The organism is Enterococcus aquimarinus, assembly GCF_001885765.1.
Taxonomy (GTDB): domain Bacteria; phylum Bacillota; class Bacilli; order Lactobacillales; family Enterococcaceae; genus Enterococcus_I; species Enterococcus_I aquimarinus.
The window spans coordinates 199,018-216,302 of record NZ_JXKD01000003.1; the positions used below are offsets into that span (position 1 = coordinate 199,018).

Below are 17,285 nucleotides of genomic sequence, written 5' to 3' on the forward strand. Positions count from 1 at the left end.
TAAGATACGCAAAGGAGCAGGTTCACATTTCTAAAAATGCCGGAACTTCTAATAAACTTGGTAAAATATGAGTCGTTTTAGCTTTCGTTGCGGGTGTTGGTTCAATTAAATCAGGAACCATCACCACATCAAGCGTCGCACGGTGAGCGGCCAAAACACCATTTTGAGAATCTTCTAATACTAAGACTTCTTTTTTCGGTAAGCTCAAAAATTGGTGGGCTAATTGAAAAATTTCCGGATCTGGTTTAGCTCTTTTCACATTTTCAAATGAAAAAATTGCTTCAAATTCCTCGCGAATCCCTACTTTATTTAATAAAATATCGATGATTCGCCGTTGATTACTCGAAGCGATGACCTTGGAAATACGCTTTTTATTTAGATACGTCAGAAGTTCCAAAGCCCCTTCTTTTAAGTGTGCTTCGCCATTTTCAAACATCTCAATTCCCCGGTTAAAGGAGCGCGTAATAAATTGGTTCACCTTCTCTTGACCAAAATCTGTATCATATAAATCGTGATAGATACGCCATAATTCATCATCGCTAATTCCAATGTAACCGTGATACGTCGCTTCATCATAAGGAATCCCCATCACATCAGCGACTTCTTGCGTCGCTTGATAGTAGAGGCGCTCCGTATCAAATAATAGTCCATCTAAATCAAAAATAATTCCTTGATAGGTTGGCATTGTTTTTCTCCTTTAGTGGTTTAATAAGAACTGACGGATTTCTGAAACAAAATAAAGGGAACCGGTGATTAAGATTAAATCGTCTGCCATCGACTTTTCTAAAAGATCTGCTAAGCCCAATTGCCAAGCAGCCGCTGTTTTAATCGAAGTGACACCACTCATTGATTTTAGTTTTTCGATATGGAGCGCTTTAGGATGATCAAAGGTTGTCACCAAGAGTTCGCTACTTGGTATCCGAGCTAATTCCGCTAGCATTTGGGTGATGTCTTTTGTTTCTAACGCAGAAAATAAAATCCATATTTTTCTTTGAGGAAATTCTCTCATAACATTTTCAACCAAGCGTTTCATCGCATGATTATTATGTGCCCCATCCATCACAATAAACGGTTCATCACTAATTTTTTCCATTCTGGCTGGCCAGTGTGTTTGTGCTAAGCCATTTATAATCCATTCTTGTTTGATTGGAATCTGTTTCAAGTGACAATACGAAAAGAATAATTCAATCGCTAGACTCGCATTCTCAATTTGATGTTCCCCTAGCAAAGGTGTTTTGATATTTTTAATTTTTCCCGCTTCATTGTAAAAATCAAAAATCTCGCCCCATTTTGAATCCGGTCCTTGATAGTCGACTTGATAGTCTTCTTCAAAACATTTTATGGGCGCATTTTGCTTCATTGCGATATCTTTAATGACTTTTAAAGCCGCTTCCTCAATTTTACCTGTTACTAACGGAACATTCGGCTTAATAATCCCGGCTTTTTGAGTCGCGATTTCTTCAAGTGTCTCTCCTAAAATATCTGTATGATCCATTCCAATTGTTGTAATGGCCGTTAAGATTGGTTCAATGACATTGGTTGAGTCAAGTAACCCACCTAACCCGACTTCAATAATTGCGACATCAACTTGTTGCTCTTGAAAATAATCAAGGCCCATCACCGTTAATAACTCAAATTCTGTGATTCCCGTTACCGCTGGCTGATCATCCAGCAAGGCCACGAAAGGTTGGTATTTGTTGACGAGTCGAATAATCGCCTCGTCTGGAATCCATTGTCCATTAATAGCGATTCGTTCATTAAAGACTTCAATAAATGGCGAGGTAAAGGTTCCTACCGATAACCCAAGTTCTTGTAACATACAACTTAAATAACTCACCGTCGAACCTTTCCCATTCGTTCCGGCAACGTGAATCATCTGTAAATTTTGTTCAGGATTGTCAATTAGTTCAAGTAATGCTTTTACGCGGTCCAACCCAGGTCTCATCCCAAAGGGTAAGCGACTATGTATCCATTCGATGGCTTCTTCTACTGTTTTTATCACACTCTTCACCTCTTCATTATTATACCAAATCTCCTATAGAAGTCATGCACAAAAAAGAGCAATTAGGTGGCGACCCCTACAATTTAGAGTAATTACTCTAAATTTCGGAGGTCGCTATCCAACCACTCTTTTTTATTAATAACGAAATTAACGGGCAAACCAAATCGCTAAATCCGAATTGGCACTCGCACTCTCACACGTTTGCCACGTTACGGTTGCTCCTTGAGATTTTAACGTCGGATAGGCACTATCATCATTCGGTACATGACGCATCACATGAAAAATCGTATACGTTTGACCATCGAGTTGAATCGTGTCACCCACTCCTAGCTGCCAAATAGCACTGCCGGCACTACTCGCTTTTTCTATCAAATAGTGGGATGGATCTTCAACCCATTGGTAAATATACGGTGTCCATTGGGGAACGGCTCCTAAACCTGAAAATGATTGAACGTCAAAGTGGTTGCCATTAAAATTAAAACCATCCGTTCTCACTTCTTGGACTGGTGCTGCATCTGGAATCGAAGGAGCGGCTTGTCCATTTGCCGCCGGTGTTGATGTCGCCCCTGCTGGAACATCTTGATTAGGTGCATTTGTCTGTGAATAACCATTTTGTTCAATCTCAGTAATGGTTGTTTGCGAAGCGTTCGCTACTGCTCGATTAACGTTTTCTAGGGCAATTCGTTCTTTTTCAGCTTTTTCTTGTGCTGCTTTTTCTTGTGCTGCTTTTTCTTTCGCCACTTTTTCAGCTAGCCCTTTTTCAAACTTACGTAAAGCATCTTCGAATCCGGCTTGTTCTGATTCAGGAACGACTTGTTTTACTAAATCACTCAATATTTGAACATTCTTTTCACTATATTGTTGATCATTTTTTAGTAGCCATTCTTTCACTGCATTTTTCGTTTCAAATTGCTTGATTGCAAATTCAATAACTGCTTCAGACTGCTCTTTGACGAGAGTCGCTTGGGGATTTTCTTTTACTTTTATCGCAATCGCCTCGATTTCATCCAACGTAACGTCTTCTTTTAACTTCGCTGTCTGATTTAAATCTTCTGGCGTTAATATTTTTGTTTCAAACAAAGAATTCTGTAATTCATAAATCTGTGTAAGATTCGATAAGTCGCTCAATTTCTTTGCAAGATTATCGTTTTGTTGACGAACTTTTTGAGCACTTTTGGGGGCTAAAGCCGTCATTCGTCCTTCAATGGTTCCTAGTTTTATTGCCTGATTCTCGATTATTTTCTTGGCTTCACTAACAAGGATAAACCCTTCTTGTTTATCCTGTTGGATTTCCTCGATGGAATGGTGGATCATCACTTGTTCTGCGATTAAGTCTTTTTTTAACTTTGCATCTTTGACTGATTCTGCATAAACATATGCACCTGCTGCTGAACTAATGACAATTGACACGGTAACAATAAACTTAAAAATCATTTTATTTCTTCGATTCATGCTTTTCATTCTATTTGCCCGTTCTTCACGGTATTTTCCTTTCTTATGAGAAATATTCTAAGTGAACTTACAAAAAATCTGTCCCAGCCCTTCAACAAAAAAATCCTCATCCGATCAATACTTGTTCTTTTTATCACAAAAAAACTATAAAAAAAAGAGTTTATGAATGATGCCTGTCTCTTTTTCGTTGTACCTCTCTCTTTTTAACACAAATTTCAATACTGTTCTTGTTTTTTAAGTAACAAAACAATGATAGGATAGTTAAAAACCGCTTTCAATTGGCATTAATTGTTAAAAAAATGAGTTCAATGCGGAATTTTATCCTTCTATCTATTTTATAAAAAAAAGAGCTTCAAATCCTGGTTCTACAAACAGGACTTGAGGCTCTTCACGTGTCGCTTAATTTGATTGCTTTAATTGCGCAATGCGATCGCTCGTTGATTTTTGTTTCTCTAAATAATCTTTTTCTTTTTCTCTTTCTTCTTCCACTACAGCTGCTGGTGCATTCGCTACAAAGCGTTCATTCGCTAATTTCCCTTGAACGCGTTTCACTTCTTGCGTCCATTTCGCTAATTCTTTCGTTAAACGTTCGATTTCTTCATCGATATTAATTAAATCAGCAAGTGGTAAATAAATTGTCGCTCCCGTTAAAATTGCTGACATTGCCAGCTCTGGTGCGTCTATTTGATTTGCAATGACTAACTCTTCTGGATTACAAAAGCGTTCAATATAATTGATATTTTCTTTTAAGAATTGATCAATCTCTGCATCGCTCGTGTGAATCAATAAGGTAATCTTTTTGGATAACGGTGTATTTACTTCTGCTCGAATATTGCGGACCGAACGAATCAATTCTTTCAACGTTTCCATCCCAGTTGTTGCTGTCTCATCAATCCATTTTGCTTCTACCGTTGGGTATTGTGCCACCACTAATGAATCACCTTGATGCGGCAGATTTCCCCAGATTTCTTCGGTCACAAATGGCATAATTGGATGTAAGAGACGTAGACTTTGATCTAACACGTGAACAAGAACGCTCTTATTCATCATTTTCGCCGTCTCATCTTCTCCGTAAAGTGTTTCTTTACTCATTTCGATGTACCAATCACAAAAATCATCCCAGATGAAATTGTACAATTGACGGCCTGCTTCGCCGAATTCGAAACGTTCAAATAAATTCGTTACTTTTTCAATTGTTTCATTTAGACGACTTAATATCCAACGATCCGCGACCGTTTTTTCGCCTTGTAAGCTCAAGTCTTCTAGCGTGAGCCCTTCCACGTTCATTAGAACAAAACGTGATGCGTTCCAAATTTTATTAATGAAGTTCCAAGCCGCATCCATTTTTTCATAGCTAAAACGCATATCTTGACCTGGTGATGACCCATTAGATAAAAACCAACGTAAAGCATCGGCTCCGTATTGATCAATAATTTCCATTGGATCAATTCCGTTACCTAACGATTTACTCATTTTACGACCATCTTCTGCCCGAATTAAACCGTGGATTAAGACATTGTCAAATGGACGTTCGCCAGTAAATTCTAAACTTTGGAAAATCATACGACTTACCCAAAAAGCAATAATGTCATATCCTGTAACGAGTGTGTTATTCGGGAAATAACGTTGATAGTCTTCACTATTTTCGTCCGGCCAACCCATCGTTGAAAATGGCCATAATGCTGAGCTGAACCAAGTATCTAACACGTCTGGATCTTGCTGCCAATTTTCATGATCGGCAGGTGCCTCCATCCCAACGTAAACTTCTCCTGTTTCTTTATGGTACCAAGCAGGAATTTGATGTCCCCACCATAATTGACGTGAAATGACCCAATCATGAATATTTTCCATCCAACGTAAGAATGTTTGATTAAAACGTGGTGGGTAAAACTCGACCGCATTATCGGAAGCTTGATTTTCAATTGATTCTTTCGCTAAAGGCGCCATATTTACGAACCACTGCGTTGAAAGACGAGGTTCAACTACCACTCCTGTTCTTTCAGAATGGCCGACACTATGAACCATTTTTTCAATTTTCACCAAACGACCCATCGCTTCTAAATCTTTGATGATTTGTTTACGAGCAGCAAAACGATCAAGTCCTGCGTAAATCCCCGCTAATTCGTTCATTGTTCCATCGTCATTCATCACATTCACGCGCGGTAAATCATGACGATTCCCCACTTCAAAGTCATTCGGATCGTGAGCAGGTGTAATTTTTACGACCCCTGTCCCAAATTCTCTTTCCACGTAGTCATCTGCAATAATTGGAATTTCTTTATTGACTAATGGTAAAACGACCATTTTACCAATTAAGGCTTGATAGCGTTCATCTTCTGGATGAACCGCAACAGCCGTATCTCCAAGCATTGTTTCTGGGCGTGTCGTCGCAATTTCTACCACTCCTGAGCCATCTGCCAAAGGATAAGACATATGATAAAATGCCCCTTCAATGTCTTTATGAATCACTTCAATATCCGATAAAGCCGTCCGTGCTTGAGGATCCCAGTTAATAATATATTCGCCACGATAGATTAAGTTTTTGTTGTACATTGTCACAAAGACTTTTCTAACCGCTTCAGATAACCCATCATCTAACGTAAAACGTTCACGACTATAATCAAGAGATAGCCCCATCTTCGCCCACTGTTCACGAATATGATCGGCGTATTCTTCTTTCCAACTCCAAACTTCTTCCACAAACTTTTCTCTACCTAAATCATAACGAGAAATTCCTTGTTCGCGTAATTTTTCTTCAACTTTTGCTTGTGTTGCAATACCGGCATGATCCATTCCTGGTAGCCATAACGTATCAAACCCTTGCATCCGTTTTTGACGAATAATAATATCTTGTAACGTCGTATCCCATGCATGTCCTAGATGTAACTTCCCTGTGACATTTGGTGGGGGGATTACAATGGAGTATGGTTTGGCTTTTTTATCGCCACTTGGTTTAAACAACTCTTTATCTAACCATTCTTGATAACGACCGGCTTCAACTTCATTTGGTTGATATTTTGTTGATAATTCTTTTTTAGTCATTCTTTCTCCTCCTCTTAAACAATAAAAAAAATCCTAAGATGTCTAAAACATCTTAGGACGTAAATTACGCGGTACCACCTAAATTGTAGCCTTATGCTACCTCTTAACGCGTGAGTTAACGATCACGATTCGTTTGATTTTACTGCAAATTCAAATCAAAAACTCCCAAGCTACCTTCACTAATCATGTTGAGAATCTTCCAGCAAATGATTCCCTCTCTTTAAAACAACGATTTAGCTACTCCTCTTGTTCAACGTCTTGATTTATTCTACAATGAAGACATTTGAATGTCAATGCGTTTATTACCTACTTATTGCTCGTTAAAATGAACTGCGGGCATTTTATAGTGATTTTGATTATCAAAGAAAATAAGTGTCAGAAGTTCCGTTGTTAGATCAATATATCGTACGTTCACCTCATCGGGTACTGTTACTCGATCAGGTGCAAAATTTAAAATTGCAGTAATGCCACTTTCAACAATCACATCAACGGCTTCTTGTGAGTGGTGACTAGGTACGGTCGTAATCGCAACCGTCAAACCGTTTTCTGCCACTTTTTCTGCTAGTTCATCCATACTATGAATGTAGTAACCTTCAAATACCGTCCCAATTAACGAAGGATCACTGTCAAAAACACACGTGATATTCAAATTCTCATTTCGTCTAAAATTATTTTTTAATAACGCCTTGCCTAGATTCCCGACACCCACAAGCGCAATATCTTTCTCCTCCTCCGTCGCAAGGAGATTGCTAAACACCTCAATTAAAAATGGCACTTCATAGCCATAGCCACTACGACCTAATTCCCCTAAGTAGGAAAAATCACGACGGATGGTAGCTGAAGGAACATGAGTGATTTCAGCAAATTCTTTTGATTTGATTCGAATAACACCACTTGATTCAAGTGCTTTTAAATTTCTTAAGTATGATGGTAAGCGTTTCGCTGTTGCTTTAGGCAACTTTTTGATTTCTTTCACTTCCATATTCCCACCTCTTTGTTAATAAGTTCACATAAAGTGTACCACGCCATTCTCGAATTCGCAAGCAAAGATTGAATGAATTTTCACAAATTAAAAAAACAACATCTAGCTCTACATCAAACACTCTTTTTATCCTTAGTTCTCGTAGTCAAAAGAGGGATGGTTAAGGTCGTGTTATGGATTAAAAGTATAGAAGTTTGGATCTAGGATGCTATTTTGAAATCTAAACGAGTCCTCATTCTTTCATATAAAAAAACGTTAGAAAGAAGAATTCAATCCCTCTTTCTAACGCGTAACATTTTATCTATCTCTCAGTTTTACTTTTTTAAACTTGAAAATACAAGTTTATAATAAATCAGAAAAATCTTCTTCTACTTGACTAGCCGAAATATCACTATGAACCAAATTTGCCATCGAACGCGCGATCATGCCTTCGATATCTAAACGTTGTTCGTATTTAGGTACTTTCTCAAGTTTCGGGCGTGTTTTAGGTTGTGGTGGCGCAAAAATCGTACAACAGTCTTCAAAAGGTTGGATCGACAATTCAAAGGTATCAATTTTTTCTGCCATTTGAATAATCTCTAACTTATCCATTGTCGCAACCGGACGAATAATCGGTGTATTCGTCACTTCATTGATCGCAACCATACTTTGTAACGTTTGTGAGGCAACTTGGCCTAAAGACTCGCCATTGACAATGATTAAGCCTTTTCTTTGCTGGCGAATCGCATCTGTTAAGCGTAACATCATCCGTCTTGTAATCGTCATCCAGTAACCTTGTGGGACATGTTTTTTAATTTCTTCTTGAATTTCTGTAAACGGTACTTCAATGAAATGAATCGAACCAACATACGGCGTGAGTTTTTTCGCTAAATCTTTTGCTTTTTGTAAAGATTGTTCACTTGTATAAGGAGGACTAGCAAAGTGGACGGCTTCAATTTCGACACCACGCTTCATCGCGAAGTATCCTGCTACGGGCGAATCGATTCCTCCAGATAGCATCAACATTCCTTTTCCAGCTGTACCTACTGGTAAGCCACCTGCCCCTTGTATCATTTCGTAAGACAAGTACGCACCTTCTACGCGAATCTCCACGCGTAAGTTAATATCTGGTTGTTTCATTTGCGCCTTAATGTCAGGGAAAATATCGACAATCGCGTTTCCTAACGTCAAATTCAGCTCATTTGTGTCTTGAATAAAATCATGATCACTACGCTTAGTTGAAATTCGAAACGTTTCTTTGCCTGTATAAATTTCTTGCATGATTGCTTGTGCGGTTTGCTTAATCACTTCAATGTCTTTTTCAACACGGATACTTGGTGAAAAAGTTTGGATACCAAAAATTTTCGTGAGTAGCGGAATAATTTCATCACTATCTTCGCCATTGAGCAGTAAATGCATCCGATCTCTCTCTGCTATTACTTTGACTTTTGGAAAATCAATTAAACTTTTTTGAACGTTTAATGATAAGCGGTTAATAAAGGTCCTGCGATTTTTTCCTTTGGTTGACAATTCGCCATAACGAATCATAATTTCTGTATATTTCACTTGTAATCTCCCTAACTAATTTTATCGAATTTTTGATATAGATGATGAAACACAATTAAAAACTGTTCGACTTCGGCAATCGTATTGCTTTGATCTAAACTAATTCTGACGGCTGTCGTCGCAGAAACACTTGGTATTCCCATTTGTGATAACGTACTATATTTAGGTTGTTTCCGACTGGAACAAGCACTCGTTGTGGATAGAAAAATTTGTTTTTGTTCCAGTGCATGGACTAAGACTTCACCGCGAATTCCTTTTAAACCAAAACAAAGAATATGAGAAGAAAAAGCCGTTTCTTGAGAAAAAAGTGTGACTTTCTTGTATTGACTTAAGGCATCGTAAAGGTATTTTCTCAATTGTAAAACATGTGTTGGCATCGCGAGATTTTTTTCAAATACGATTCGCAAACTGCGTGCCATCGCCACGATTCCAGCAATGTTCTCAGTGCTACTCCGTTCATTGTTTTCTTGTCCACCACCGGTTAATAATGGCGCCAGTTTTCTTCCTTGTCGCCAATAAATAAATCCGACACCTCGCGGACCATGGAATTTATGCGCGGAAAAAGTCGCAAAATCAACTCTGGAAGTTAACCACCTGTCTTGTGCCACATGACCAATCGCTTGCACACTATCCACATGAAAATGTATTTTGGGATAATTTTCTAAGAGCTGACTGATTTCTTGAATCGGTTGAATCGCGCCAATCTCGTTATTAACAGCCATCACCGAGACAAGAATGGTTTCTTTTTTGATTAGCTGTCCGAGCGCTTGGACATCGACAAATCCTTGATTCGTAACTGGAGCAAAACTCACTTCAAAACCTAATGTTTCAAGTTGCTTCGCTGTTTCACGAACGGAAGGATGTTCGATACTTGAAAGAATAAGATGCTTCCCAAATTGACGTTTTTCAATCGCAGTGCCTTTCATTACCCAATTATTTCCTTCTGTCCCGCCACTTGTAAAATAAATTTCTCCTGGTGTTACCGATAAGAGGTCGGCGATTTGTTTTCTTGCCTGCTGCAATAAACGATTGGCTTGATTCCCTAACTCGTGAAGACTTGAAGGATTCCCCATAATCCTTTGACTCGTTTGGACATAAGTATTTAAGACTTCTGGGTAAATCGGTGACGTTGCACTATGATCAAAATATATCATTTGTAACATTTCCTTCCTCATTTAAAATACGTTCTTATTATAGAGTTTGAGAGCGGTACTTTCAAGTGATTGAAGTCACCCCTCTTCTCAATAAAAAAACTATTTTGAACTTCTATCAGAAGAATTCAAAATAGTTTTAATGTTAAACTAAATCACGATGATTAAAGTAAAACCCTTCTAAACGGGTAAACGCTCCTGGTTCGACACGCTCTAAGCTCGTTGCAATTTCGTCTAATGCATCTTGATAACGATATTCTTCATTAAACAAGACTAAACCATGTTCAATCGCTGCTTTCACCTCAGGATGAGAGTGACGGTAACGATTTGCATATTGCATTAACTGTTCTGTTAAAGCAGCTGCATCGACTAATTCTTTTGTACGGGTATCTAAAATAACTAACTCTTCTTCACAAATCGCTACAAGTTTATTGACTTCATCGATATTGATTCGAATTTTATTTAATGATTTTCCTAATTCTTCCACTCGGTCAGTTGTTAAGAAAAAGAATTCTAAGTAATCACCCGGAAGACCAGGTAACCGTTGTTTTTCAACAAAACGTTTTAAATTCCGTAACTGAAGTTCGAATGCCTCAATTTTTTCTTGGGCAACTTTTTCATCTTTGCGTAATTCTCTTAAAGACTCATCAATTTCAACTTGTTGATTTTCGATATCATCTAAAATATGATAAGCATCTTTATAAAATCCTTGAATTTCAGAATAAGGAATTTCGTTACTTTCTAATTGCGGTAAGTAAATACCATGACGGCGAACCAACTCATCAATCTCTGTTTGGAAGCCACGAACTCTTCCTAATTCATTATGATTCAACGTATAACTTTGCGAAGTATGATCAATTTCAATCAGTAATTGACGGTTATTTTTCATCGAGTGGTTAATATACTCTTCAATCACTTGACGATTTTTTAAAACATATTTCTTCGCATCAATTTCACGTTCCATAACCGTATAAAGCGTATCAATTTCGTGTGCAGTGTCTCGATTCGCAACTTCAACTGCTGCAACTTCAACTTTAGCTAAATCAGCCGTTGAATTTTCGATGCGGCGAGCGACACGGTGAATGTCATTTTCAAAATTTTCTTCAGGGAACTTGAATTTCTCTTCCAATAATTTTTTATAGCCGTCCTCAATTTCTTTCAATTGAGCCGGGAAGGTTTTATTCAACTCTTCATATACGACAGGGATACGTTTCATTAAGTCCTGTAATTCATAGGTATGTTTTTCTGCTTCTTCCAGTACTTCTCTCGCTTCTACTGGATCACCTGAAGTATTCAACGTCACAAATTGTGTGAATTCAATTTCGATATTCTTTACTTGTTTTTGTAACTCTGCATATGCCGGACCGTAAGTAGCGCCTTCTTCACGCAGATTCTTTTTCAATTCTTCATAAACATCTAATGCTTGTTGGACTTGTAAAGAATTTCGTTCTTCGCTTTCTCGAAGCTCTTTTAAGCCTTGTCGAATCGCTTTGACTTCTTCTTCCATCATTACAAGGGTTTCTTCCGCATCTTTGACCGCGGCTTGTCCTTTAAGGAAGCGGAATGTTTCATTGAGATTCTCAACTTCAAAAATTTGACTTTCTAATTCTGCAAAAGAGGCAGTTGAGAGATCTGTCCATTTTTGACTCCACTCTCTAAAGGTATTTTGACTTTGACCCACCAAGTGCATTTTTTTCACTTCGTCTACTTCTTCAATCACAGGTAAATCAAACAGCTCTTCTTTCCGTTTCTCTAAATCATTGAGCTTTTCTTGATTCTTCCTGCGCATAAAAAAGCCGACCCCATACAAAACCGCTACGACTGCGATTATGGCGATGACAATTCCGATGATTACTTGACTCTCCATTCAAAATTCCTCCATTTTACTCCAGCATTGATTTAAAAATTGTGATAGTCACAAATTATTTTAATTAATTATTGTAATATTCCATAAAAAAAGCATCTAAGCTAAATTATAGCACAAAGAAATTCTTCAAGCACTAGTAAGAAGCAAAAAAAACAAATTTATTGGAAATTCATTTTCGAGTTTCAAGATGATTGTAAAATCCCTCTCATTTTCCCAAAAATTTGCTGAAAAACACTTGATTTATTTGGGTTTTAAAGGTAATCTATTAAAAATTGATGGGAAGAGGATTAGAATGAAAGTGATAAAATTTGGTGGCAGTTCACTCGCCACAGCACAACAAGTAGAAAAAGTCGTTCGCATTATTGAAGCTGATACTGAACGTCGATTTGTCGTCGTCTCAGCTCCAGGAAAACGAACACCAGAAGACACAAAAGTAACGGATTTACTCATTGCTGTCTACCAAGCACGTCTTGCAGAGCAACCGATTGACAATATTGTTGAAAAAATTTATCAACGATACGTCGAAATCGCTGCTCCGTACCAAGTAGAACCAATCATTTTAGCAGATATTTTAAATGAATTAACGAATTTAAATCACCTTGCAATTGAAGACAACCCGTACTTTCTAGATACTATTTTAGCTACCGGTGAAAATTGCAACGCTCAACTCATTGCAAGTGTTTTGCGGGCACAAGGAATGGCAGCACGTTATATTAATCCACAGGAACTGGGAATTATCGTAACACCCGAGCCACAAAACGCTCAAATGATTACGAAATATTATCAAACCATTCATCAATGGGCCCATTCTGAAGAAATTTTAGTGATCCCTGGTTTCTTTGGATATACAGAAGATGGAAATATTTGTACCTTCTCTCGCGGGGGCTCAGACGTCACGGGTGCGATTGTCGCTCGTGGAGTAAAAGCCAGTCTTTATGAGAATTTTACGGATGTCAATGGTATTTATGCCGCTCATCCAGGGTACGTTCATGAACCAGAAACCATTACCGAAATTACTTATCGGGAGATGCGCGAACTGGCTTATGCAGGCTTCTCTGTTTTCCATGAAGAAGCTTTAATGCCTTCTTTTAAAGCAAATATTCCGGTCGTCATTAAAAACACAAACAATCCTAGTCATCCTGGAACACTCATTACAACTAAACGAACCAATCTAGAAAAACCAGTCGTAGGAATTGCGAGCGATGAAGGTTTCTCCATGATTTATTTGAGTAAGTACTTAATGAACCGTGAAGTTGGATTTACCTTACGTATTTTAGAAATCTTTAGAGACTTTAATTTAAACTACGAACATATTCCATCCGGGATTGATGATTTGTCAATTATTCTACGTTCGAATCAATTGACAGCAGAACTGCAAGAAGAGCTACTACGTAAAATTGCTTATGAAATCGATCCGGATGAACTCCGTATTACACATGATCTTTCATTAGTGGTCGTAGTGGGCGAAGGTATGAAACATCGCGTTGGTAGTATGGCCGAAAGTACAGCAGCATTGGCGCGTAAAAACATTAATATTGAAATGATTAACCAAGGTTCTTCTGAAGTGAGTATTATGTTTGGTATTCATAAAGAACGAGAAGTCGATGCCATTCGGAATCTTTACTACACATTTTTTGATTAGTTGCCAAAAAGAAGGAAAGACAGACGTCACTCACGTCTAGCTTTCCTTCTTTTATTGATTTCAATATTTGAATCATTTCATCTTCCTATCAAAAAAGTCTAATCCGTGCGTTCTACAAATTACTCGTCTTACTTGTCAATCACATCAAAATGTTGCAGCGCTTTTTCGATTCCGTTGCGGTCATGGCTATCTGTCACGTAATTGGCACTTTTTTTCGTTTTAAGATCACCATTTCCCATCGCAACGCCTAAGCCGACTGCTTGTAACATCTCGATATCATTTAAATAGTCTCCAAAGGCCATCGTCTCTTCTAATAAAATTCCTTGATCGGCTAAGAAGAATTGAATGCCTTTCACTTTGGATCCGCCTTTAGGTACAATATCGACCGCAAACGGATTGGATCGCTGAAAATCACAATTCGGTAACGCTGCTTGTAATTTCTCATGTTCATACTCAGCCCCAAGCATCATACATTGATAAATTGGTTCCTGTAAAATGGCTAAATTCGAATACCGATTTTTACGTTTGTTAGGACTATACTTTTGTAAAATCAATTTCATTCGACGAATTGGAAAGCGACTTGGAATAAAACGAATCATCTGCCGAACAAAACTAGATTCGCCAATTCGCATCGTTAAACTACCTTCCGTCCGTGTTTTACCACCAAAAACGAGTTGACGAGAATGATTATTCGCAAATGTTACAATGTCGTTGATGACACTTTTTTCAAATGCTTGTGCATAGATAACTTTCTCTTTCGTGTAGACAAGTTGACCGTTATACGTTACAAACATATCTAAATTTAAATCTTTCACAATTTTCTTTAAACTGTTTGGTCCTCGGCCGGTCGAAATGCCACATAACACGCCATTTTTTTGAGCTTGCATAATGGCTTTTTTAGTGCTTTTTAAAACTTTCCCATTACTCGCTAATAACGTGCCATCTACATCAAAGAAAATAGCCTTAATCATTCTCCCACCTCCTTTTTTTTCTTACTAATCATACCAACACGAATCATGAAACTCAAGTTTAAAACCATTTTTTACTCTTACGAATCAAATATAATCACATTTTTTTAAAATATCCGTTACAATATTATTAGCCAATCATTTTTAAGAAAGCAAGGTGCTCATAAATGAAAAAATTATTAATTTTACACACTGGTGGAACGATTGCCATGCAAGAAGATCCTACCACAGGCGTCATCCAAACGAAACTCCATCACCCTTTGCTAGAAGCGACATTATCACTTCCAATTGAAGCCACTATTCATACAGAAGAAATGTTCAATTTACCTAGCCCACACATTACACCTTTTCATATGTTGCAATTAAAGGAACGCATTCAACAAGCAATTTCCGAAGAGTTTGACGGAATCGTCATCACTCATGGGACGGATACCTTAGAAGAAACAGCCTTTTTCCTGGATACTACGATTGAAACCCCCGTCCCGATTATCATTACCGGTGCCATGCGCTCCAGCAATGAACTAGGCAGTGATGGTCTCTATAACCTTTTGAGTGCGATTCGCGTAGCAGCACATCCAGAAGCTGTTGGTATGGGCGTATTAGTGGTGATGAATGATGAAATTCATACTGCAAGATACGTCACGAAAACACACACTTCAAACGTAGCGACTTTTTTAAGTCCGACGCTAGGACCTGTGGGATTAATCAATAAGAATCATATTTTCTTCTTACAAAAATTGCTAGAAAACCCTCACTTAGATGTTAAGACCGTTGATGGTTTAATTCCAATTGTTAAAGCATACGCCGGGATGCATGGTGAATTGCTAGATGCTCTAGCTCAAACGAACATCGATGGACTTGTGATTGAAGCATTTGGAGCTGGTAACTTGCCACCTGAGACGACGAAACCACTCCAACAAATGATCAAACAAGGCATACCTGTCGTGCTCGTTTCACGTTGTTTTAATGGCGTCGCTGAACCTGTCTATCATTATCCAGGTGGTGGGAAAGAATTAAGCGATATAGGGGTTATTTTTTGTCCCAATATTAGTAGTCAAAAAGCACGCCTCAAGCTACTCATCGCACAAAATAATCAGCTCTCCCCTTCACAATTAAGTGAATTTATGGAAAATTAAGAAAAGAAACCTTAGGAAAAGCGGTGCAAAGCCCTAATCTAAGGTTTCTATTTTTTTCCATTCTATTTGTGCGCGACAACAAATCTCATCTTTGACTGAAATTTCATGTAAAGTTGTTACATGATTATCTTCTTCTTTCTTTTCGAAAACGCTTTGGCTTTGGCTGCCGTACAAAATCTCTTTTTCGAAACGAACCCGAATTTTTGTCGGGATAAAAGTCGTTAGAAAATCAAAACCTAAAGGAGAAAATAACCATTGAAAATAGACTGCATTATTGACGTGTTTATTCTCATCAATATCATAAAATTGCGATGTCACAAGCATGGATTCACCCTCTTCAACAGGCAGAATCGATTCCATTCGTTTAATCGTCGTTTGTTTTTCAGTCTCATAAGGTACAATGATTTCATCTTGTACGCGAGCAAGCTTTCTGGTCGTTTGATTCATTAACGCAAAGACAGATTCAATTTCAACGAGCAACTGACCTTCTTGATCAAACACCCAAAAGCTACGGTAACAAAAGAAGCGATTATAAGATTTTGCCTCTGTTTTAAAGACTAAACTTTCACCCACTCTTGGAAGTCGCTCCAACGAAATTAGATAATCGGTAATAATCCAATTTAAGCCGATTGAATGGATATAATCTGTTCCGCGATTCAATAACGCACTTTGTTGCTCCGATGACTTAATGGCGACGGCCACTAACATCGAGACTGTCATCGTCCCTGTAAGATCACACTCATAATAAGATACTTCATGGGGCATTTCATAGACTAAACCCATGTTTTCCACCTCTTTCATCAATAGATTCTATTTTACCTTTATTATTTACAGAAAACAATCCTCTTTTTCATTGTTCTCTCATTATCGGATGACGTCCCTTTATCCATCTTCCAAAAACAGATATAGTTGAATTTCTACTCCTCATCACTACAATCAAAACGACTTCGTAAATTTGATTTCTAGCAAAGAATTCTTGCTCCTATTTTTCAAAAAACATGTTCCTGATTAGAATGCGAGTGAAAAATACTAAAAAGACCGATATACCAATCATTCGAGTATATAAATAGGGTGCATAACTTTTAGTATCGATGACTGAAACACGTGTTATTCTTCCACCCTTTTTTTCGGATCGTTTATTTTTTTGATGATGGTCTCATCGCTAAATTACTTTCTTCTATCATTTAATTCAATTCTTGACAAAGTAATCACCAAAAGAGAGTCGATACTAGCGGACCATAGAAAATGCCTTGTGTCGGCTGCGTCCAAAGACGACATATGAGTGACTCTCGGTAAGGGCTTCAGCAACATAGGAACCTAGGCTCAAAGCGGTCTCACAGCTCCACCCGCAAGGCCATTTTGTGTAGGGTAGCACGAGTTTCCAGCAGCACCATTTGGCGAAGAGCCATTATTTCTTACACATCAAAAAAAGAAGTATTTTCAATTAAGAAAACACTTCTTTTTTAAGACTCCGGCAGTAGGACTCGAACCTACGACA

12 protein-coding genes and 1 other annotated feature are annotated in these 17,285 nt (G+C 38.0%); of the genes, 2 read left to right on the plus strand and 10 right to left on the minus strand.

What is annotated here, in order from left to right:
• Positions 1–22 precede the first annotated feature (22 nt).
• The 8 genes from RU93_RS03975 to RU93_RS04010 all read right to left on the minus strand — a co-directional run bounded on the left by RU93_RS03975 (position 23) and on the right by RU93_RS04010 (position 12,041).
• Entirely contained in the window at positions 23–685 is a 663-nt protein-coding gene (locus RU93_RS03975) for an HAD family hydrolase (RefSeq protein ID WP_071874311.1), read from the minus strand.
• A gap of 12 nt (positions 686–697) precedes the next feature.
• Positions 698–1,945, minus strand: a complete 1,248-nt coding sequence (locus RU93_RS03980) for a bifunctional folylpolyglutamate synthase/dihydrofolate synthase (RefSeq protein WP_211272551.1) — start codon at positions 1,943–1,945, stop codon at positions 698–700.
• Between the two features lie 204 nt (positions 1,946–2,149).
• Positions 2,150–3,454 (minus strand): coiled-coil domain-containing protein, encoded by a 1,305-nt coding sequence (locus tag RU93_RS03985; RefSeq protein WP_071874312.1) that lies wholly within the window; start codon positions 3,452–3,454, stop codon positions 2,150–2,152.
• Positions 3,455–3,853: 399 nt separating this feature from the next.
• Positions 3,854–6,496 carry a valine--tRNA ligase gene (locus tag RU93_RS03990; protein ID WP_071874313.1) on the minus strand — a complete coding sequence of 881 codons (2,643 nt, stop codon included), beginning with the start codon at positions 6,494–6,496 and terminating at the stop codon, positions 3,854–3,856.
• A gap of 50 nt (positions 6,497–6,546) precedes the next feature.
• Positions 6,547–6,759 (minus strand) — a binding site (T-box leader).
• Positions 6,760–6,806: 47 nt separating this feature from the next.
• Positions 6,807–7,478: a redox-sensing transcriptional repressor Rex gene (locus tag RU93_RS03995; protein ID WP_071874314.1), complete on the minus strand. Its 672-nt coding sequence runs from the start codon at positions 7,476–7,478 to the stop codon at positions 6,807–6,809.
• Between the two features lie 342 nt (positions 7,479–7,820).
• On the minus strand, positions 7,821–9,023 hold the full coding sequence (gene thiI, locus RU93_RS04000) for a tRNA uracil 4-sulfurtransferase ThiI (protein ID WP_071874315.1): 1,203 nt from the start codon (positions 9,021–9,023) through the stop codon (positions 7,821–7,823).
• A gap of 11 nt (positions 9,024–9,034) precedes the next feature.
• Positions 9,035–10,177 carry a cysteine desulfurase family protein gene (locus RU93_RS04005; protein WP_071874328.1) on the minus strand — a complete coding sequence of 381 codons (1,143 nt, stop codon included), beginning with the start codon at positions 10,175–10,177 and terminating at the stop codon, positions 9,035–9,037.
• 142 nt (positions 10,178–10,319) lie between these two features.
• Positions 10,320–12,041: a septation ring formation regulator EzrA gene (locus tag RU93_RS04010; RefSeq protein WP_071874316.1), complete on the minus strand. Its 1,722-nt coding sequence runs from the start codon at positions 12,039–12,041 to the stop codon at positions 10,320–10,322.
• Positions 12,042–12,333: 292 nt separating this feature from the next.
• Here RU93_RS04010 and RU93_RS04015 point away from each other — a divergent pair, with 292 nt between their 5' ends.
• Positions 12,334–13,683 (plus strand): aspartate kinase, encoded by a 1,350-nt coding sequence (locus RU93_RS04015; protein ID WP_071874317.1) that lies wholly within the window; start codon positions 12,334–12,336, stop codon positions 13,681–13,683.
• 128 nt (positions 13,684–13,811) lie between these two features.
• On the opposite strand, the gene RU93_RS04020 is transcribed toward RU93_RS04015, so the two are convergent.
• The gene (locus RU93_RS04020) at positions 13,812–14,654 is read right to left on the minus strand and encodes a Cof-type HAD-IIB family hydrolase (protein WP_071874318.1); all 843 of its coding nucleotides are present in this window, start codon (positions 14,652–14,654) and stop codon (positions 13,812–13,814) included.
• Positions 14,655–14,818: 164 nt separating this feature from the next.
• Between RU93_RS04020 and RU93_RS04025 the strand changes: the two genes are divergently transcribed.
• Positions 14,819–15,787, plus strand: a complete 969-nt coding sequence (locus tag RU93_RS04025) for an asparaginase (RefSeq protein ID WP_071874319.1) — start codon at positions 14,819–14,821, stop codon at positions 15,785–15,787.
• Between the two features lie 33 nt (positions 15,788–15,820).
• Here the strand turns inward: RU93_RS04025 and RU93_RS04030 are convergent, their stop codons facing one another.
• Complete coding sequence (locus RU93_RS04030) at positions 15,821–16,570, minus strand: acyl-ACP thioesterase domain-containing protein (protein WP_071874320.1); 750 nt, start codon at positions 16,568–16,570, stop codon at positions 15,821–15,823.
• Positions 16,571–17,285: the final 715 nt, after the last annotated feature.